19 protein-coding genes are annotated in these 18,205 nt (G+C 62.6%); 13 read left to right on the top strand and 6 right to left on the bottom strand.

Translation table 11 applies throughout. From position 1 onward, the window contains the following. Window positions 1-492: 492 nt before the first annotated feature. Window positions 493-1,092 carry a hypothetical protein gene (locus tag QMG28_RS10930; protein WP_281842336.1) on the top strand — a complete coding sequence of 200 codons (600 nt, stop codon included), beginning with the start codon at window positions 493-495 and terminating at the stop codon, window positions 1,090-1,092. A gap of 213 nt (window positions 1,093-1,305) precedes the next feature. Here the strand turns inward: QMG28_RS10930 and QMG28_RS10925 are convergent, their stop codons facing one another. Next, complete coding sequence (locus QMG28_RS10925; RefSeq protein ID WP_281842335.1) at window positions 1,306-1,557, bottom strand: hypothetical protein; 252 nt, start codon at window positions 1,555-1,557, stop codon at window positions 1,306-1,308. A 181-nt stretch (window positions 1,558-1,738) separates the two neighbouring features. Between QMG28_RS10925 and QMG28_RS10920 the strand changes: the two genes are divergently transcribed. From QMG28_RS10920 to QMG28_RS10910, 3 genes are all read left to right on the top strand, one after another. Continuing rightward, window positions 1,739-3,487, top strand: coding sequence for a pyrroloquinoline quinone-dependent dehydrogenase (locus QMG28_RS10920; protein ID WP_281842334.1), 1,749 nt, complete (start codon window positions 1,739-1,741; stop codon window positions 3,485-3,487). A gap of 83 nt (window positions 3,488-3,570) precedes the next feature. Continuing rightward, window positions 3,571-4,080, top strand: a complete 510-nt coding sequence (locus QMG28_RS10915; RefSeq protein WP_281842333.1) for a c-type cytochrome — start codon at window positions 3,571-3,573, stop codon at window positions 4,078-4,080. A 6-nt stretch (window positions 4,081-4,086) separates the two neighbouring features. Next, a complete protein-coding gene (locus QMG28_RS10910) occupies window positions 4,087-4,818 on the top strand; it encodes a hypothetical protein (RefSeq protein ID WP_281842332.1) in 732 nt (243 codons plus the stop codon). A gap of 2 nt (window positions 4,819-4,820) precedes the next feature. Here QMG28_RS10910 and QMG28_RS10905 read toward each other — a convergent pair whose 3' ends face one another. Next, on the bottom strand, window positions 4,821-5,573 hold the full coding sequence (locus QMG28_RS10905; RefSeq protein ID WP_281842331.1) for a pentapeptide repeat-containing protein: 753 nt from the start codon (window positions 5,571-5,573) through the stop codon (window positions 4,821-4,823). Between the two features lie 35 nt (window positions 5,574-5,608). Here QMG28_RS10905 and QMG28_RS10900 point away from each other — a divergent pair, with 35 nt between their 5' ends. Genes QMG28_RS10900 through QMG28_RS10885 form a run of 4 tightly spaced genes read left to right on the top strand, consistent with a single transcriptional unit; the run spans window position 5,609 to window position 8,127 of the window. Further along, window positions 5,609-6,133 (top strand): thermonuclease family protein, encoded by a 525-nt coding sequence (locus tag QMG28_RS10900; RefSeq protein ID WP_281842330.1) that lies wholly within the window; start codon window positions 5,609-5,611, stop codon window positions 6,131-6,133. A gap of 11 nt (window positions 6,134-6,144) precedes the next feature. After that, window positions 6,145-6,900: a MotA/TolQ/ExbB proton channel family protein gene (locus QMG28_RS10895; RefSeq protein WP_281842329.1), complete on the top strand. Its 756-nt coding sequence runs from the start codon at window positions 6,145-6,147 to the stop codon at window positions 6,898-6,900. Next, entirely contained in the window at window positions 6,893-7,552 is a 660-nt protein-coding gene (locus QMG28_RS10890; protein WP_281842328.1) for a hypothetical protein, read from the top strand. Before QMG28_RS10895 ends, QMG28_RS10890 begins: the two co-directional genes overlap by 8 nt. Next, a complete protein-coding gene (locus QMG28_RS10885) occupies window positions 7,549-8,127 on the top strand; it encodes a hypothetical protein (protein ID WP_281842327.1) in 579 nt (192 codons plus the stop codon). Before QMG28_RS10890 ends, QMG28_RS10885 begins: the two co-directional genes overlap by 4 nt. 99 nt (window positions 8,128-8,226) lie before the next feature. Here QMG28_RS10885 and QMG28_RS10880 read toward each other — a convergent pair whose 3' ends face one another. Beyond that, on the bottom strand, window positions 8,227-9,111 hold the full coding sequence (locus QMG28_RS10880) for a LysR family transcriptional regulator (protein ID WP_281842326.1): 885 nt from the start codon (window positions 9,109-9,111) through the stop codon (window positions 8,227-8,229). A gap of 101 nt (window positions 9,112-9,212) precedes the next feature. On the opposite strand from QMG28_RS10880, the gene QMG28_RS10875 reads away from it, so the two are divergent. Both QMG28_RS10875 and QMG28_RS10870 read left to right on the top strand, forming a co-directional pair. Next, entirely contained in the window at window positions 9,213-10,217 is a 1,005-nt protein-coding gene (locus tag QMG28_RS10875) for an NAD(P)-dependent alcohol dehydrogenase (RefSeq protein WP_281842325.1), read from the top strand. A 124-nt stretch (window positions 10,218-10,341) separates the two neighbouring features. Beyond that, window positions 10,342-11,022 (top strand): DUF4386 domain-containing protein, encoded by a 681-nt coding sequence (locus QMG28_RS10870; protein ID WP_281842324.1) that lies wholly within the window; start codon window positions 10,342-10,344, stop codon window positions 11,020-11,022. Window positions 11,023-11,298: 276 nt separating this feature from the next. On the opposite strand, the gene QMG28_RS10865 is transcribed toward QMG28_RS10870, so the two are convergent. The 3 genes from QMG28_RS10865 to QMG28_RS10855 all read right to left on the bottom strand — a co-directional run bounded on the left by QMG28_RS10865 (window position 11,299) and on the right by QMG28_RS10855 (window position 15,199). Beyond that, window positions 11,299-13,158 carry a TRAP transporter large permease gene (locus QMG28_RS10865; RefSeq protein WP_281842323.1) on the bottom strand — a complete coding sequence of 620 codons (1,860 nt, stop codon included), beginning with the start codon at window positions 13,156-13,158 and terminating at the stop codon, window positions 11,299-11,301. Window positions 13,159-13,231: 73 nt separating this feature from the next. Then, on the bottom strand, window positions 13,232-14,257 hold the full coding sequence (locus QMG28_RS10860; protein ID WP_281842322.1) for a TRAP transporter substrate-binding protein: 1,026 nt from the start codon (window positions 14,255-14,257) through the stop codon (window positions 13,232-13,234). A gap of 99 nt (window positions 14,258-14,356) precedes the next feature. Next, entirely contained in the window at window positions 14,357-15,199 is an 843-nt protein-coding gene (locus QMG28_RS10855; protein ID WP_281842321.1) for an IclR family transcriptional regulator domain-containing protein, read from the bottom strand. Here QMG28_RS10855 and QMG28_RS10850 point away from each other — a divergent pair. From QMG28_RS10850 to QMG28_RS10840, 3 genes are all read left to right on the top strand, one after another. Next, window positions 15,127-16,296: a 3-carboxyethylcatechol 2,3-dioxygenase gene (locus QMG28_RS10850; RefSeq protein ID WP_307726351.1), complete on the top strand. Its 1,170-nt coding sequence runs from the start codon at window positions 15,127-15,129 to the stop codon at window positions 16,294-16,296. The genes QMG28_RS10855 and QMG28_RS10850 overlap by 73 nt on opposite strands. A gap of 92 nt (window positions 16,297-16,388) precedes the next feature. Then, window positions 16,389-17,255 (top strand): alpha/beta fold hydrolase, encoded by an 867-nt coding sequence (locus tag QMG28_RS10845; protein WP_281842319.1) that lies wholly within the window; start codon window positions 16,389-16,391, stop codon window positions 17,253-17,255. A 36-nt stretch (window positions 17,256-17,291) separates the two neighbouring features. Beyond that, entirely contained in the window at window positions 17,292-18,089 is a 798-nt protein-coding gene (locus QMG28_RS10840) for a 2-keto-4-pentenoate hydratase (protein WP_281842318.1), read from the top strand. The last annotated feature ends 116 nt before the right edge of the window (window positions 18,090-18,205 follow it).

Raw genomic sequence — 18,205 nt, 5'->3', positions numbered from 1 at the left:
TGAATTTTAGCGTTTCGACTTGTCGCCGTCGACGTCGGGCAGGGGCGAGATTCAGTGGCGCTGGAGACCACGGTGCGACAAAGGGCGCCTGCGATGCGGGATCGTCCGCTGCGGGGCGCAGAGCCAGTCGTCAAGCGGCAGCGATGCGTGTCGCCGGAACGTGGCGATCAGCTGATACTTCCCGACATGGTCATCCCGGGAATTCTGCCGGTTTTGCGCCACCTGGGCCGCACAGAGCCGGTAAAATTGGAAAAGCCAATTTCATACATTGCAGCATCGGATTTGCCTTCGGTTTCCAAAGTTCCCAGACTACACCCTGAGAAAGTAGGGCCGCCGCGTTCTGTGGGGAATCACAGGCATGGGGTCAGCGGCTTGACGTGGGAAAATGACGCTGTAAGGATGTTGGCCGTCGTGTAACGACATGTAATAATTGAATAAATCTAATGAGCCGAGAGGCCGGCCTGAGGTCGGTGGGCTTACCGGAGAGGGATAATGACACAGGCAGAAACGCAACAGGTTGCTCGTAGTGGAACATTGGTCTGGATCTTTCGGATCCTGGTCATCGCTGCCGGCGCATACATGGCTTATTCATGGTTCCAACCGTGGTGGATTGCAGACATGGCGGTCATCAAGGGCGACAACGACATCGTGTTGCACCCCTGGGGTGTTGAGGTGGTGCGCCAGGTGAGAGTCCAGGCCGATCCCGCTCTTTACGAAATGCCGGGGTTCTTTGCACCTTTCACATGGGTCTATTTCAGCCTCGCCATGCTGGCTCTGGTGGTCAGTCTTTTCTGGAAAAAGACGATCTCCCTGGGCCGGTTCAAGGTGTCTTACGCAACGATCATGATCCTGCTTGTTGGACTGTCCTACCTGATTACGGTTGGGCTGGCCTATGGCATTGGCAACATTCGGGCTGAAGCGACGGGCATCAACTTCATCGGAAAATCCGAGTACACGGACCCGATGTCGCACCGTAAGATGAAACTGGTTGCCGACCTGCAAATCGGGTACTGGCACGCGGTCTATGCGGCGGCGGCGCTGTTTGTCCTGGGCCTGCTTCGCGGCCTGTTCAACCGCACGCAGAAGGCATAAGGGCTGCCCCGAGCCGTCGGCGCATGATGCCGGGCGGGTGGCCGGCTTTGAAAGAGAAGGCTCGAGCGGCGGGGTAATTCCCGCCGCTTTTGACTATCGAGCGGGCCGAGTCCGATTGACAGTCGTTTCGCTCCATGGCGTGGCCAAGGGGAATCGAGCAGCGCACCGATCCATTCAAAGATCCCGGCCCAACGATCCAGGCACGGTGATCGGTTAGTCATGCACTTCGCGGGCGCCGAACGCGAATACCTGACCTGCGAGCGCCGCAAAGCCTTTTGAAATCAAAGCGATGGATGGGAGTATTGCCTTAGTTCCGCGCGAATTTCTTACACGCCATTCCCAAATCCCCAAATTTTCAACGAATTGATCGCCGGTTACAGTTGCGCAGACCGGAAAGCCGCCGGTCTGGATCAGATCCGCAGAGTCAGAGCCCCGCTGAAGCGCAATGGTGATACCTTCCCCCACCACGACCGGAAGGCACCGTCCTCGCTTGGCCGAAAAAATCTAATAAATTAAATCGCGTAGATAGATGCCAATCCTTATGTATAACAAATGCCAATACCGTGTATTGGGTACATCCAATACTCGTTGATGCCAACATGCCCTCACTTGGTTCACATCCAACCCAAGTGTAGGGAGACATTCGATGAAAATGAAACACTGTGTCGCCGGGTTGACAGCTCTCACAGCTGCAGGCCTGGCAAGCGGAAGCATCGCTGGCGAAGTGACAGCAGAGCGCTTGCTGGCCGCTGGTACGGAAGCGGAAGCCGGAAACTGGCTCATGGTCCACAAGACCTTTGATTCCAACCGGTTTTCAACCTTGAACGAGATCAACGCCGACAACGTGTCTGGTCTGCGCCTTATCACGGCAGCAACCCTCGGAGGCACCGAACCGGCCGGTTTCGGCGTGGGCTCGATGGAGGCGACGCCGCTGGCCGACGATGGCTTCCTGTACGTTTCGGACCCCTGGGGGACCCCCTACAAGTTCGACATGAATGACGGCAAATCTCTGAAACCGGTCTGGGTTTGCGACACTGGCATCGACAAGGATCCCAGCAACGGCGTCATCTTGGCGAACCGGGGCCTCGCGCTCTCGGGCAACAATGTCGTTACCGTCCTGAACGACGGTCGCGTTGTGGCCTGCGACAGCGAAACGGGTGACGTGGTCTGGGACGTGCAAGCCGCCACCGACCAGGGTGAAGGCTTCTCCAACTCGCCCCAGGCGATCGGCGACAAGATCATTATCGGACAGTCGTTCGGTGACTGGGCGACTCGCGGCTGGATCGCCGCGCTTGACCCGGACAACGGCGACGAGCTGTGGCGCTTCTACACGGTGCCGGAGCCGGGGCAGCCGGGGTCGGAAACCTGGCTGTGCGAAGAAACAGGGAACCCGGATTGCTGGAAGACCGGCGGCGGCGCGGCCTGGGTGGCCGGCTCGTTTGACCCGGAATCGAACACGTTGTTCTGGGGCACGGGTAACCCGGTGCCGATGTACGACCCGGAATATCGTCCGGGTGACAACCTCTACACCAACTCCACCCTGGCGCTCGACGCCGATACCGGCGAACTGAAGTGGCACTTCCAGTACACGCCGGGCGACTACATGGACTACGACGAAGTCGGCATCCAGCTGCTGATCGACAAGGAGATCAATGGCGAAGAGCGCAAGGTCCTGGCGCATTTCGGACGGAACGGCATCTTCTACACGCTCGACCGCACCAACGGCGCCTATATCAACTCGGCCACCTATGTCAGCAATCTGAACTGGACCGAGGGCATCGACCCCAAGACCGGCAAGCCGATGGAATATGACCCCTCGGCGTCGCTGCAGACCTATGCGATCGGGGCGATCGACCGTGCCGGCGCGACCGCCACGACCTGCCCGAACATTCAGGGCGGCACCAACTTCTTCCCGACTGCCTACAACCCCGAGCTTGGCCTGGCCTATGCCGTGGGCATCGAGGGCTGCTCGGATCTGAGCGTGCGCTCTGTTGATCCGGATGACGTGGTGGCTGGCGAGATCTTCATCGGCGGTTCCGGCGTGAACAGCGGTGCTCAGACCGGTGCCATCAATGCCGTCGATGTCGCTACGGGCGAAGTTTCGGCCACGCGGCCGACGACCTACCCGATGTATAGCGGTGTTCTGGCCACGCCGGACCTGATGTGGACCGCCCACACGGACGGTACGGTTGCCGCCTATGACGCGACGACGCTGGAAGAGAAGTGGTCGATGAATGTCGGTACCTCGTTCCAGGCGCCGCCGATCGCCTTCACTGCTGGCGGCAAGGAATATATTGCCATCGTAGGCGGCGGCATCGGCATCGCGGGCATGGGCTATGCCGAGCTGAATTCCATCCAGCCCGCAAATATGTTGTGGGTCTTTGGTCTCGACTGATCCCCAGAAAAATCTGGTGCCGGGCGGCTTCGGCTGCCCGGCATTTTTGTCAATACATGCTTGCCAATACCCGAGGACCCCTCATGACGATGACCCGTTTGGTGGCCGTGTCGCTTGCTTTTCTCACGCTGACCACGCCTATGGCCCTGGCTCAGATGGAGGACGGTCTGGCCGGAGATCCGGAGCGCGGAAAGGTCGTCTATCGGTCTGTCGGGTATTGCGGGAATTGCCATGGTTGGCCCGGCGACGGATTGACCGGGACCATGTTGCAGGCTCCGGCCGCGCCCAGCTTGCGCGAGTCCACGCTCGACACGGAAACGTTGTTCGAAATCATCAAATGCGGCCTTCCCGGCACACCGATGCCCTATCACGGCAGAACCGCCTACCGCGACGACAGCTGCTATGGCATGGCCCTTGCCGACTTTGCCCCCGAAAACAAACCGAGACGCGGCAAGACGTTTAGCGACGCGGATATCACCAATCTCGTCGCCTATCTGGAAACCAGCGTGATGGGCCTTGGAGAACCGACCTTCGAAGAATGTGCGGATTTCTTTGACAACCCGGACGCCCGTCCGTGCAGTAGGTTCAAGTAACTCGCGATGCGCACACAGACCCTTCTTGCCATTTGTGGCCTTTGCCTATCGGCCCATGCCGCGTTTGGTCAGATGCGGGTCGAACCCGTGTATTCCATCTGGGATGTCGTTCTCGGCCAACCCGTCTCTCAGGTGCCCGACCTGGCGGTTGGACAGATCGCATGTGGCACGAACGGTGGCCCCACGGGGCAACCACTGACCTCTTTCAGCGATTTTCTGACCTGCCAGCCCGAACAATCCGGCCTGCGGGAGATTGAGTTCAACTACGACGATGAACAGGACTACATCGCACGCGCGATGGAGTTGGAGTACAGAACCCTTCAGGGCGGCACCTCGGTCTTTGCGCATCCCGTCGTCGTGTCGCTGCTTGTCGATCCGGAAGGCGTTGTGCAGGGCCGCCGGATCTTCACCGACAACCGCATCAGCGACCGTGAACGGCGCACCGCTTTCACGCTGATACGGAACTTCAAGGCGCGCTACAGAGACTGGTCACTGGACTGTGCCGATGTCCCGATGCAAGAGGGCCAGCAGCCTGTCGGCAACCAGTTCATCCACGAGCTTTGTACGGGGCATTCGCCTGATGGTCAGACCCTGATCGCAATAGAAGCCAGCTATCTGCGCAAAAAGGGCCAGCTCGGTATCAATCGGGAAACCCAGGAAGTAAATACGGGCTACTTCGAAAGCCAGACCCGGTACGAAGAAGTCCTGTCCCCCTACGTCCCGGTGACCGAGCCATGACGTCAGTCCTGCCGCCGCCCGTTCGACATGAAGTTCCCGGTCATGGTGGCCGCGTCGAAGTCCACCTCTCTGGTGGCCGCTCTGGTAAACCGGTTTCCGGTCAAAGTGGCGCCTGCCACACTGGCACGTCGCAGGTCGGCGCCGTAGAAGTCGCTCAGCGAAATCTGCGCATCGACAAAGCTTGCTCCACCGGCTTTGGCCTCGATGAAGCCGGCATAACTGATGGTCGCACCGTCAAACCTGTTGCGCCCCAGACGCGCTCCGTTGAGGTTGGTTTGCTCGATCGAGGTGTGACTGAAATCGGCATTATTGGCCACCACCTCCCGCATCAATGCCCTGTCCAGCACCGCGCCCGGCAACTTGGCCGAGGTGAGACGCGCCGTCTGCAACCGCGCTTCCGTCAGATTGACGTCGCTGAGGTCGGCCCCGGACATCTGCGCGCCATAAAACATGGCTCGCATGAAATCGCCATTTGCCATCTGGGCCTGGGTCAGATCAGCCAGGTTGAAATTGGTTCCAATGGCCTCGACATCGACCAAAGTCGCGCCGCGCAGGTTGGCCCGATGGAAAGTCGCGTCGGTCAGGTTCGCGCCGGTCAGGTCGACTCCGGCCAGATCCGCCTTCTTGAAATTGGCCTCGCGCAGATCGCAGCCACGGCATTCCGTAATGACGCCATTGCGCAAGTCGTCCACGAGGTCGGCGCTGGCTGCGCCGGGCAGGACGAGCGCTATGGCAAGAGCCAGTTCGAGCCGCATCTTGTTTCTCCCTGTTCGCGCGAAAGGATCGCTGCATGAGTCCCGGCAAGGCTACAATACTTTCATTGTTCTTCATAAGTTTATCTTCATATTTCGTCGCCGGCGAGGCGCTGGGGCAGGATGGCGACGAGGTCAGCGGCATGGCCGAAGTGATCGACGCAGACATCATCCGCGTCGGCACCCAGCGGGTGATTCTCTGGGGACTCGACGCGCCGGAAAGATCGCAATTCTGCTACAAGGACGGCGACAAATGGGGCTGCGCCGATGCTGCCCGGCGCACGCTGGAACTGCTGGCCGGACGCGGCGAAGTGACGTGCTATCTGCTCGGTGAACCGGACCCGTTCAACCGCCGCTACGGCGTGTGTGAAAGCGGCGGCGTGGCGATCAACGACGAAATGGTCCGCCGGGGCATGGCGCTGGCCTTGGAGGAGCAATCGTCCGACTATGTAGACGCACAGATCGAGGCGATTTCCGAGGAGCGCGGGCTCTGGCAGCTTGGGGTGGAATTCGACGCGCCGTGGGACTTCCGCCGTACCAACACGCCCGGCGGTTACAGGTGAGGGAGAAGAAGATGGCGCAGGCAGAAAGTTTTGCAGGACGCATGCTGGTCAACCGGGCCTATGACGATTTGTTTCGCTGGGTCCTCCTGATCGCGTTGATCTGCCTCGGCGCGGTGATCCTGTGGGATTACGGCTTTCTTGCCTACCTGTTCGAAAATGACACCAGCGGCATCTCGACGCTGATCGTCGGCGTTTTCGGCGTGGCGAGTCTGTATTGCCTGTGGTTTCTGTTCGACTTGTCGGGCGAACTGTCGGCGCTTGAAAAGCTCTCGGCAGGTCTTGAGGCAAGCCCGCGTTCGGGCGCTGATGGTATGCTGGCACAGCTCGACGGCAACCGTCGCGTGCGCAGGATCGCGCGCGATCTGGTGCTCGTGCGCCGAACGCTGGGCGACAGTTCGCCCGAAACGCTGTTGCAAGCCTTCTCTTCCGAATGTCGCAGTCCGGTTCGGCTTGGCGTTTTCGTGTCCGACACGCTCTACAAGCTCGGTCTGCTGGGCACGGTGATCGGCTTCATCCTGATGCTTGTCTCGATGCGCGATCTTGGTGAATTCGATGTCGAGACCATGCGCGAGGCATTGCAGTCCATGACCGGAGGCATGGCGGTCGCCCTGCTTACAACCATCAGCGGCCTGTCCTGCGGCGTGTTGCTCAGGATGCAGTTCAACCTGCTCGACAATCTCGCGCTCAGGATCATGCAACGTCTCGTGCGCTTCAGCGAAGTCGTCCTGCCGGCAGCGATGACGGAGGGCGACATACGCGATGTTTGATGAGTTGCGGGACGGCGAGTTCGACGCTTTCACCGACCTGCTGTTCAACGCGCTGGTCGGTTTCGCGTTCATGTTCTTCATCGCCTTCGCGATGATCAACCCGGTGGCCGAAACCGGCAAGATCGACACGGACGTGGAGATCCTCATCACCATGCGGTGGCCGGATGGGCATGAGGACGACGTGGATGTTTACGTTGAAGATCCGGTGGGCAACATTGTCTGGTACAATGACCGCGAGACCGGATTGATGCATCTCGACCGCGACGATCGGGGCCAGTTCAAGGATGTGCTCCTGATCAACGGCGAAGAGATCGAGAACCCGCTGAACCAGGAAACGGTCTCGGTGCGCGGGCTGATGAACGGCGAATACGTGGTCAACGTGGTGCACTTCATTGCGACCAGCGTTGATCCCTTGCCCGTTACGGTAAAGGTCGAGAAGATGAACCCGTCAGTGCGCGTGATCTACTACGGCGAGGTCGAATTGACCGGCACCGGCGATGAGGTGACAGTGGCGCGCTTCACCCTTCAGGACGATGAAATCCGCGACGTCAACAATCGGCAGAAAAGCCTTGTGGAAGCCACCCGCCGGACCGGACCGGCCGGTCCCGGTGGCGATCAGGATGCCGCTACCGGCGAGGTGGTGGCGCAATGACACAAACGATCCTGACCCTCTCGGTCGCCTACGGCTTGCTGATCGTGCTCTCGATGCTGATGGTCTTCAACAGCCGGTTTCCTCTCATCTTGCGGGCCGGACTGACCGTGGCGGTCGCGGCGCTGGTTTTCTACACCTACTGGGGTATCGGCGAAATCCGCGGCCTGCCCAGCGATTCCGCGCCGCCGGACCGGTTCCGGCTTTATTGGGCGCAGATCACCGAGCCCGACAAACTGTCTGGTGAAACGGGCTCGATCTTTCTCTGGATCGGTGAGCTGGACGAGGACTACTACCCCATTGGGATGCCGCGCGCGCACAAGCTGCCCTATTCGGAGGAACTGGCCGCGCTGGTGATCGAGGCGCAGCAGCAGATCAGCCAGGGCGAGCAGATCGCGGGCGAGGTCAGCGAAGACGCCGAAGAGGCCGACACGGAAGAACAACTCGCCGCCGAGGTCGCCGAGGATAGCGCCGAGTCAAACTCGACGCGCGTGGGCGAGAGATATCTGAGCTTCGATTTCGGCAATCTCGAATTCGTCCCGGCCCCGGCGCCGGTGACGCCCGAGAAACGCAATTAGTCTGCGTGGACTGTCAGGCGTGTGCTGATGTCACACAGAGCTAAGGAGCGCGCCCGGCAACCGTATGGTCTGCCTGTCGCCGACGCCGGCCCCGGGGCATTATGCGCCGATGAAGTCGGCCCGGCGTTCGAGAAGGGCGGCGCACAGGTAGTCGACGAAGAGCCGGACCCGGCGAACGCGGCGCAGATCGGAATGCAGCAAGACCCAGGTTGACCGCCTCTCGTCCAGGCTGGTTCCGGGTACGCGTTGCAGTTCAGGAAACCGGGCCGGGACCCAGGCTGGCAGGATCGCCAGGCCGGCCCCGGCGCGTGCCAGGTGAAGGTGCATTTCGGGGTCCGGGATCGCGTGCCGGATCTTCGCCTCCGGGAACGGAGAATTACGCACGAATGCCAGCAATTCGGGCACCGGCCCGTAGCCGATCCATTGCAGGCCCTGTCCCTTCGGGCCGGCCTTGGGCAACATGCGATCCAGGTATTCCCGCGCGGCGAAGATGCCGATGGAGGCGGCAAACAGCTTCCTGCCGACCACATCCTCGTCAACCGCCGCCACATTGCGCACCGATATGTCGGTTTCCAGTTTCTCGATGGAATCGATGCCAAAGGAGAGCTGGAGCTCGATGTCGATCTCCGGATAGAGCGCGGCGAAATCGGCGAGAACCGGGGCGAGCATGAAGTGCGCGTTGATCGGATCGGCCGAGAGCCGGATCAGGCCCGACGCCTCGCGGTCCAGCCCCTGAACGGCATTGGCGCCCTGCAGGAGCGCCTCCTCCGCCTTCAGGGCTTGCGGCAGCAAGGTCCGCCCTGCGGCGGTGAGATGAAACCCGTCGGCGCCACGCCGGAACAGCTGCACGCCAAGTTGCGCTTCCAGCGCTTCGATCTGGCGGCGCGCGGTCGCATGGGTTCCGCCGAGCTGATCCGCAGCCGCCCGCAACGACCCCTGACGGGCGACGGCGAGAAAGGCGGGCAGGGCTTTCCAATCCAGCATGAGTGTAACGTTTTTGTTCCGGTGTGGCGAGTTTCCGTCAATATTCGGATCGTTTGTGCTTCGCTAAACCGCCCTCGTCAAGTCAACGAAGGAGAATTTCGATGCACGCCACTGCCCAAACCCTCACTGCCCAAACCCTGAACGCCTGGAGCGTCACCGCCTATGGTGGCCCTGAGAAGCTCGCGCCGGTGACGCGCGCGATGCCGACACCGGGGCCGAACGATGTTCTGATCCGTATCCGGGCCTCCGCCGTGAGCCGCGCCGACGGGATGATGCGCGCGGGCCTGCCGCGCTTCGCCCGCGCCTTCATCGGGTTCCGGCGCCCGCGCCACGACCTGATCGGCACCTGCCTGTCGGGCGAGGTCATCGCCACCGGCAGCGCCGTGTCGCGCTTTGCGGTGGGCGACGAGGTCTACGGCATGGCGGGGATGTCGTTCAGCGCCAATGCAAGCCACATCTGCATGGATGAGAACGGCGTGCTCATGCACAAACCCGCGGCGCTCTCGCATGAGGAGGCGGCGGTGATGGGCGACGGGGCAATCACCTCGTTCAATTTCCTGCATGAAGTCGCGGAACTGCGCGCCGGCGAAAAGGTGTTGATCCTTGGGGCTGCCGGCAGCCTCGGCACTGCCGCGGTTCAGATCGCCTCTGCCATCGGGGCAGAGGTCACCGGCACCTGCAGCGCGCGCAACGCCGGGATGGTGGCCTCGCTCGGGGCGAGCCGGGTGATCGACTACGCGACCGAGGACTTCACCCGCTCTGCGGAGCGCTACGACGTGATCTATGACACGCTGGGCATCAGTTCGTTCGGCCGGGCCAAACGCGCCCTGACCCGCAATGGCCGCTATGTCTGCCCGGTGCTGAATGGCGCTCTGCTAGGCGCGTCTCTGCGCAGCGCGCTGTGGGGCGCCCGCAAAGCCCGGTTCTCGGCAACCGGCATGCTCAAACCCGAGCGCCAGCGCGCCATGCATCAGCAGCTTATAGACCTCGTCGAAGCGGACAAGTTCGCGCCGGTGATGGACCGCACTTACCCGCTCGGCGAGCTGGTCGAGGCGCATCGCTACATGGAAACCGGTCACAAGCGCGGCAACGTGGTTGTCGTCTGAACGTCGCTGAACGGAACTTTAACACCGCAGGCGACCGTGCCTTCGGATTTCACAACATCTCATTCCCCCGCACACGCGCCACATCCGCAGCGCCGGACCGGGCACCCAATTTCGGAGAAACACAATGACCCAAGACCTCAACGCCCACCGCCTGGCCGCACGGCTGTTCGGCATCTTCTTCATCCTGGCCTTCGTGAGCTACGGCGCCGGCAGCGGAATGGTGGCCTCGGTTGCCGACAATGCCCTCGGGCTTGAGGGTGTGTTCGCCGGCAAGACGACGCTGATGATCGGCGTGCTCCTCATGGCGATCGTGCATTCCTTTGTGAACATCGGCCTGTCGGTCCTGGCCTTCCCCGTCCTCAAAACCGTCAGCGGCTACGTGGCGCGCGGCTATCTTGCAGCGGGGATCACGGCCACCACGACCGCCGTGATCGGCGCTCTGTTCCTCGCCCTGCTCGTACCGCTGAGCGAAGCCAGCATCGGCGGCAACGTCGCCACCGAGTCGTTCGACGCCATCGCCTTCGTGCTGAAACAAGGCGGGTTCTACGGCTATCAGATGAGTATGACGCTGTGGGGCATTGGAGGGTTAATCCTATGCACAGCGCTTTTCTTCGGGCGTCTGGTGCCACGCGTGTTGGCCGTCTGGGGCTTCGTTGGCTACCTCGTCTTTATGGTCGGCACCACGGCGGAGATGTTCGGCTACCCCATCGGCGTGATGCTGGCGCTGCCGGGTGGGCTGTTCGAGCTGAGCCTGAGCGTCTGGCTGATCGGCAAAGGCTTCAACATACCGGTGACTGCGGAGTGAACGGTTGCCGGGCTGAATGCGATCGGCCCGGCATCTCTGTATGCCCGATCTCTACGCGAACCGCTTGTCCTCATCTCGGCCCCCGTGCCTCAAAGTCAGGGGACAAGCCGTCTGCAAATCCAGGGAAGCCTCAACCACACCTTTTCGAAGGCGGCGACGTGACACAAGGTGAGGCCCGTCGTTTGCGCCGAAGGTCTGACTCCATGGCGTGCCAAGCGGGCGCTGCTGAATATGTCAGTCGGGTCGCCGGCGCCGGGGCCGCAAAACGGCCTTGCTCTACCAGGCCGAGGGAAGCCAGAGCGTGAGACCGGGGAAGGCGATCAGGATCACCAGCCTGACAAGGTCCGCCGCCAGGAACGGGATGACTCCGCGGAAGATCGACGCAATCGAAACCTGCCCACCGAGCATGCCCTTGAGGACGAACACGTTCATTCCGATGGGCGGCGTGATCATGCCGATTTCCACAAGGCTGAGCGTGACGATCCCCCACCAGACAAGATCGTAGTCGAGCGCAAGGATGATCGGGATCACGAAGGGCACGGTGACCACCAGCGCCGCAACGGTGTCGAACACGCTGCCGAGGATCAGGTACATGATTGCGAGCAGGGCCAGCACCAGCCAGGCGGGCATGGTTTCGGGGTTGATGACCGACAGCACCGCGTTGGTGACGCCCGCAAGGTTCAGGAAAGAGCCGAAAATGCCGGCGCCGATGAGAATGAGGTAGAAGACGGCGCTGCTGGCGACCGCTTCGCGTATCGCATCCAGCAAGCCGGCAATGCTGGCACGGCCCGAGGCGAGCCAGAAGACGAAGGCGAAGCCGGTGCCGACCGCCGCCGCCTCCTGCACCGTGAACAGCCCGCCATAGAGCCCGCCCAGCACCGAAAGGAACAGGGCGGCGGGCCGCCATGCGGCCCGTAGCGCGAAGATCGGGCGAAACCGCTGCTCGGGGCCGGGGGCCGGCGCCATGCGCGGCGACAGATGTGCGAGCACGAGCACCGTCACGGCATAGAGTGCGATGGCGAGCAGCGCGGGAACCAGCGCCGCCGCGAAAGCTTCCGAAATCGACTGTTCGGCGATGACGCAGTAGATGATGAGGATGACCGAAGGAGGCACCAGCGCGCCGAGTGTGCCGCCCGCAGCGATCGACCCGGTTGCAAGACCGGGCGCGTAGTTCCGGGTTTTCATCTCGCGATAGGCGACGCCGCCGATGGTTGCCGTGGTGGCGACCGACGATCCCGAGATTGCGCCGAAGCCGGCGCAGCCGATGATCGTCGCCAGCGCGTGCCCGCCGCGCAGCCGCCCGAAGAGGGCGCTGGCGGCCTGGAAAATATCGTCGGCAAAGCCTGCGGCAATGGCCAGATTGCCCATCAGAAGAAACAGCGGCAGGGCGGCGAGGTCGGGGCTGGCCAGCGAGCCGGTGAGGCTGTTGATGCCGATCAGTTGCGCGGGCGTCTGGCCCAGCAATGCGTAACTTCCCAGAAGTCCGGCGATGGCGAGCGCCACGCCAAGCGGCACATGTGCGAGCGCAAGCAGATACAGCGCGGCGAAACCCAGTCCGACCTTGGTGAGCGCCGTGGCGCCGGAGGGCAGCAGAAAGAGAGCGCCGATCGCGAGGGCGAAGCCGGCGAGCAGGAGGAGGGGCGCGGCCAGTTCACTGGCGATCTCGCGGGGGGCGTTGCCGGCGATCTCTCTCAAATCGAGCAGCACAGCGGGTATCTGCGCAAGAAAGCTGAGCGCCATCAGACCACTGGCCGCATACCAGAATGGCCCGATCGGCAGGCCGAGCACGAGCGTGGTTTCGCCATAGGAGGTCTTTGCCCCGGCGTGGTGCCACAGAAAATAGGTAAACAACGCGAAGGTGACGGCAGAGAGCAGGCTCGCGACAACGTGCAGACCGCGTTTGCGACCCGTAAGGCTGCCGATCAGTTCCAGGGCAACATGCCGCCTGGTATCGTTCGCATAGGCAAAGCCGAGCGCGATGATCGCGGCAAACCCGAGTTCGGACAGTTCGAAAAGGCCCTTGATCGGCCTGTCGATGGCCCAACGCAGGATCACGTCGGTGGTGACGGCCAGAGCTGCGAGCAAAAGCGCAGCTCCGGCCAGGTAACCCGAAAGGGCCGATGCTCTAGAAAACAATCCGACTCTCCTGTCCAGAGCGTTATGTTCGCGGGATTGTTCTGCCGAGCGGGCAAGAACATCGGCCCCCACCTTATTGTGCCTCGCGCACCGCGTGCACCGCCGCATTGTAGGTATCTATCACGGCCTGACCGTTTGCTGTCGAGTCCGTCCATGCCGCGATTTCAGCTTCGGCAGCCGCGTTCCAGGTGGCTTGCTCCGCTTCCGTCGGTTCGAGCAGAACATGCCCTTCCGTTTGCGCAACGACATCGCGCACCCGGTTGCTCTCGGCGGTCAGGCGGGTGCCCCAGAATTCCGCGAATGCGCTGGCCGAATAGGTGTCGAACAGCGCTTTGACGTCATCGGGCAACTGGTCATAGCGGGCCTGGTTCATCACCAGGTACATGGCTGGGGCGCCAAGTTCGAGGTCCATGTGGGTCTTGGTCGAGTCGATGAGCCGGAAGCTCTCGACCGAGAACCAGTCCGCTGCTGCGCCGTCGATCACGTTCTTCGCGAGGCTTTCGGCAACCGAGGTGATCGGCATGCCGACGGGGGTCGCGCCGATCCGTTCCAGCATCTCGGAAAGAACACGGCCAGCCGCGCGGATCTTGGTGCCCTCGAAATCCGCCAGCCCGGTGACGTCGATGGCCATGTGCAGCCGGGCCACGTCGGCGGTGCCAACGCCGAGCACCTTCACGCCGTCGAACCCGTCAAGCAGCCCGGCATCGTAGAGCGCGGCCATGCCCACCGAGCCTTCGGCGGGATTCAGCGTCAGCAGCGGCAATTCGCTGACCCCGGCGGCGTTGAAACGGCCAGGGTTGTAGGAGGTGATGCTCCAGCCCACGTCGATGATGCCGGCCAGAACGGAATCGATCACCTCGGTCGGTTTGGCCGCGGCACCGCCGGACAGGATTTCGAACGCCAGCTGGCCGCCGCTCGCCTCCTCGATCTGGGCCAGCCAGGGCTCGAAGATATCCGTATTCAGAAACGAGGTGGGGCCAACGAAGGTACCGAAACGCAGTGTTGTTTCCTGGGCCGAAGCCGGCGTCAGCGTCCCAATTGTCAGGACCGCCGCGGTTCCAAGTGCCCAATGGCGTGCCAAAGCGGGAAAACCCGTCATTCTATTCCTCCCTGGTTTTGTTTTGGGGACGGTAGCGCCTGCTACGTCCGGTTCGCGCGGGTCAGGGTCGTTCAGAAGGTCAGGACGGGCAAACCGGAATTAGATATTGTTCTCTTGGTGAACAGGATCGGCGTTGGCGGCGCCTTCCTCCTCGGCTGCGCGTTTGACAAGCGCGGTTTCAATCCCGGTAACGCAATGCTTCATGGCTGGCAGATACCGCGCGGCGGCTTCGGCCGAGGTCATGGCCCGCCGAAAGAAGATCAGGTTCATGGCGCCTGCAACGCGCCGATCCGGCCCGAAAACCGGGAGGGCAATCGCGCTGATATTGCTTTCCAGCGCGCCGATCGAGCTGGCGTAACCCGCTGCGCGCACGGATTCGACCAGGCGGTTCACCGCATGGCGGTTGCGTGCCTCATCAGCCTCTTCGCCACCAACCCGCTCGACAATGTCCAGCGCGGCATCGAGTTCGGCAGGCGTCATCGCCGAGAGGATGGCGCTGCCGATGGCAGAGCGAAACAGATGGCGGTTTTTTCCGATCACGCCACGATGAACCGACATCGGGCTGATCTGGTGGGTGGAAAATCGGATTGTCACGCTGCCGCGGATGAAGCTCGCGAAATCGGATGGCCAAAGCACTTCTTTCGTGAGGTCACGCATGAAGGGGGCCGCGATCTGCGCAATGACATCCCCATCGCGAAGCCCGGCGGCGAGATGCGCGATCTTGACCGTGAGCGCGACGGCGCCGTCTTCTTTTCGGCGCACGACGTAGCCAAGCTGGATCAGCGTATTGATCAGGCGATACAGCGAAGAGCGGTCGATATCGACGGCGGTGCTGAGTTCGCCGACCTTGGCCCAGCCCATCTCGCTCAATGCCTCGATCACCCCCAGGCCGCGCGCCAATGCACGAACGTCCTTGTATGGGGTGTCCTGTCCGGTCGTCATCTCGTCACCCTGTGTTCACTTGGAGAACACTATGGCAATGCGTGTTGCCACTCGTCAAATCGCTTCTCATTTTCGGGCCAGACAAGCGGTTCGTGCCCCGCTCGTTCTCTTGCAGAGACGATGCGCGGGCGGTGACGACTGCGAGATTTCTGGGAGGAGTTTACATGATTGTCGGTTCGGTTTGCATGTCGCACAGCCCGATTATGGACAAAAACCGCGCGAGTCCGGATACGGAAAAGCGGTTTCATGCCGCGCTGAACGAAGCGCGGAATTTTGTCGCCGCCGCCGAGCCGGAACTGACGGTGGTCTTCTACCCCGATCACGTGAACGGGTTCTTCTACGACCTGCTGCCCTCGTTCTGCGTCGGGATCGAAGGGCAGTCGATCGGCGATTACGGCACCGCGGCCGGTAAATTGAACATCCCCCAGGACCGGGCACTGGACCTTGTCCGGCACGTCATGGACCGGGGCGTCGATACCGCGATTTCCTACCGGATGGAGGTGGATCACGGGGCGATGCAGCCGGTCGAACTGCTCGCGGATGCCTATCCGTTGTCGCGGATCATCCCGATCTTCATCAACTCGGCGGCGGACCCGCGGCCCAATTTCGAGCGCGTCCGCGCCATCGGCGAGGCAGTGGGCGAATGGGCCCGCGCGGCGCCGGAGCGGGTGCTGGTGCTCGGGTCCGGCGGCCTGTCGCACGATCCGCCGGTGCCCGCGCTCGCGACGGCCACGCCGGAAGTGCGGGCGCGGCTGATCAATGGCGGCGATCTCAGCCACGAACAGCGAATGATACGGCAGAACCGCGCCACGACCGAAGGCATTGCCATGCGCGCGGGCAATTCCAAGCTGCTGCCGCTCGATCCGGCCTGGGACCGGATGCTGCTCGATGCCTTCCTGGCGGGCAAGCTCGACGTGCTCGACGATACCTCCGACCGGTCGATCACCGAGACCGGCGGGCGCGGTGGCCACGAGGTGCGCACCTGGGTGGCTGCGCTCGCGGCGATGGGCCCGGGCTATGCTGCACGCGAGCTGTTCTACGAGCCGATTGACGAATGGATCACCGGAATGGGGATCCTGAGCGCCACCGCGGCCTGACGCGGGCGACGCGACCGAAATCGAAATAGCGACGCCCATCCGGGCGTTGCCAGGCGCCTGCGCGCTCCAAATATCATCCAAGGAGAGACAGAATGTCGGATTTTCACAATTCGATCTGGACCGACCTGACCGGCGTCGCGTTCAGTCAGGGCTATATCGACGCCGGGGGTATCCGCACCCGGTTCATCTCGTCGGGGACGCCGGATAAGCCGCTGCTGCTGCTTCTGCACGGCACCGGTGGGCATGCCGAGGCATACAGCCGCAACTTTGCCTCGCATGGCGAGCATTTCTGGACCGTCGCGATTGATCTGATCGGACATGGCTGGAGCGACAAGCCGGCCAGTGGCTACGAGGTAAAGGATTACGGCGCGCATGTGCTCGCGGTGATGCAGGCGCTGGGCCGCGACCGCGCGCATGTGTCTGGCGAGTCGCTCGGTGGCTGGGTCGCGGCATGGCTGGCGGTTCATCACCCCGACAAGGTGGATCGGCTGGTGCTCAACACCGCCGGCGGCTGGACCGCCCATCCGGAGGTCATGGAGCGGATCAAGCGGCTGTCGATGGAAGCGGTGAACGACCCGAACCCCGAGCGCATTCGCACCCGGCTCGAATTCCTGATGCACGACACCTCGAAGGTGAACGACGATCTCGTCGAGGTGCGGCGGGCGATCTATGCCCAGCCGGGCATGATCGGGGCGATGGAGGGCATTCTGTGCCTGCAGGAGATGGATATCCGGCGCCGCAACATGTTCAGCGACGAGGAAACCGGCACGATCACCGCGCCCACCCTGGTGCTCTGGACCTCGCACGATCCGACGGCCACGCCGGAAGAGGGGCGGCGGATTTCCGAGCTGATCCCCGGCGCGCGCTATGAGGTGATGAACGGCTGCGGGCACTGGCCGCAATTCGAGGATGCCGACACCTTCAACCGGCTGCACCTCGATTTTCTGCTTGGGCGCTGAGCGCCGCCGATTGCGCTGTGAGATGAGGATTGAGTGATGAGCCGGTCGATTGAGGATATGGTTGATGTTCTGTGGCGAGCGCGGTCGGCGTTTCGGCAGGTTGCGCCGTTGCGCGAGAGCCACGGGCTGGCGCGCCTCGAGGATGCGCAGGCGGTTCAGGACGGGGTGACGGCGCGGGGCCTTGCCGCGGGGCGTCGGCTTGTCGGGCGCAAGATCGGGCTGACCTCCGCGGCGGTTCAGGCGCAGATGGGCGTGGACCAGCCCGATTACGGTGTGCTCTGGGCGGATTACGCCTTCAGCAGCGGCGACGAGGTGGCGATCTCGCGGTTCATGCAGCCGCGGGCGGAAGGCGAGATCGCCTTCGTGATGGAGCGCGGGATCGAGGATCCGGCGGCCTCGATGACCGACCTGATCGGGGCCATCGCCTATGCCCTGCCGGCGATCGAGATCGTCGACAGTGCGATCGCGGACTGGAATATCGGTCTGGTCGACACGATCGCCGACAATGCCTCGGGCGGCGGCTTTGCGCTGGGCAGCAGCCCGCGGGCGCTGGCGGGCCTGGATTTGCGGCTTGCCGGGATGATGATGACGCGCAACGGGCGCACGGTCTCGACCGGCCTCGGGGCGGCCTGCATGGGCCACCCGCTGAACGCGACGCTGTGGCTGGTGCGCAAGATGGCGTCGCTGGGCCGCCCGGTGGCGGCGGGCGATGTGATCCTGTCGGGGGCGCTCGGGCCGGTTGTGCCGGTCTCGGGGGGCGATGTGTTCAGCCTTGAGATCATGGGCTTCGAGCCCCTGCAGATTGCTTTTGACACGGGAGACCAGGCGCAATGAAGAAGAAGGTAGCGATCATCGGTTCGGGGAATATCGGCACGGATCTGATGATGAAGATCCTGAAGGGGTCTGACGAGCTGGAAATGGCGGCGCTGGTGGGGATCGACCCTGACAGC

The organism is Sinisalibacter aestuarii (genome assembly GCF_027923545.1).
In the GTDB taxonomy this organism is placed as follows: Bacteria; Pseudomonadota; Alphaproteobacteria; order Rhodobacterales; family Rhodobacteraceae; genus Sinisalibacter; species Sinisalibacter aestuarii.
The sequence above is the reverse complement of the archived record's forward strand: the minus strand, read 5'-3'. Positions and strand labels throughout refer to the sequence as shown.

What these genes read in the sequence shown, in the direction of transcription:
- QMG28_RS10930 (WP_281842336.1), top strand. Translation starts at nt 493, where the DNA reads ATGACACAGGCAGAAACGCAACAGGTTGCTCGTAGTGGAACATTGGTC.
- QMG28_RS10920 (WP_281842334.1), top strand. Translation starts at nt 1,739, where the DNA reads ATGAAAATGAAACACTGTGTCGCCGGGTTGACAGCTCTCACAGCTGCA.
- QMG28_RS10915 (WP_281842333.1), top strand. Translation starts at nt 3,571, where the DNA reads ATGACGATGACCCGTTTGGTGGCCGTGTCGCTTGCTTTTCTCACGCTG.
- QMG28_RS10910 (WP_281842332.1), top strand. Translation starts at nt 4,087, where the DNA reads ATGCGCACACAGACCCTTCTTGCCATTTGTGGCCTTTGCCTATCGGCC.
- QMG28_RS10905 (WP_281842331.1), bottom strand. Translation starts at nt 5,573, where the DNA reads ATGCGGCTCGAACTGGCTCTTGCCATAGCGCTCGTCCTGCCCGGCGCA.
- QMG28_RS10900 (WP_281842330.1), top strand. Translation starts at nt 5,609, where the DNA reads ATGAGTCCCGGCAAGGCTACAATACTTTCATTGTTCTTCATAAGTTTA.
- QMG28_RS10895 (WP_281842329.1), top strand. Translation starts at nt 6,145, where the DNA reads ATGGCGCAGGCAGAAAGTTTTGCAGGACGCATGCTGGTCAACCGGGCC.
- QMG28_RS10890 (WP_281842328.1), top strand. Translation starts at nt 6,893, where the DNA reads ATGTTTGATGAGTTGCGGGACGGCGAGTTCGACGCTTTCACCGACCTG.
- QMG28_RS10885 (WP_281842327.1), top strand. Translation starts at nt 7,549, where the DNA reads ATGACACAAACGATCCTGACCCTCTCGGTCGCCTACGGCTTGCTGATC.
- QMG28_RS10880 (WP_281842326.1), bottom strand. Translation starts at nt 9,111, where the DNA reads ATGCTGGATTGGAAAGCCCTGCCCGCCTTTCTCGCCGTCGCCCGTCAG.
- QMG28_RS10875 (WP_281842325.1), top strand. Translation starts at nt 9,213, where the DNA reads ATGCACGCCACTGCCCAAACCCTCACTGCCCAAACCCTGAACGCCTGG.
- QMG28_RS10870 (WP_281842324.1), top strand. Translation starts at nt 10,342, where the DNA reads ATGACCCAAGACCTCAACGCCCACCGCCTGGCCGCACGGCTGTTCGGC.
- QMG28_RS10860 (WP_281842322.1), bottom strand. Translation starts at nt 14,257, where the DNA reads ATGACGGGTTTTCCCGCTTTGGCACGCCATTGGGCACTTGGAACCGCG.
- QMG28_RS10850 (WP_307726351.1), top strand. Translation starts at nt 15,127, where the DNA reads ATGCCTCGATCACCCCCAGGCCGCGCGCCAATGCACGAACGTCCTTGT.
- QMG28_RS10855 (WP_281842321.1), bottom strand. Translation starts at nt 15,199, where the DNA reads ATGACGACCGGACAGGACACCCCATACAAGGACGTTCGTGCATTGGCG.
- QMG28_RS10845 (WP_281842319.1), top strand. Translation starts at nt 16,389, where the DNA reads ATGTCGGATTTTCACAATTCGATCTGGACCGACCTGACCGGCGTCGCG.
- QMG28_RS10840 (WP_281842318.1), top strand. Translation starts at nt 17,292, where the DNA reads ATGAGCCGGTCGATTGAGGATATGGTTGATGTTCTGTGGCGAGCGCGG.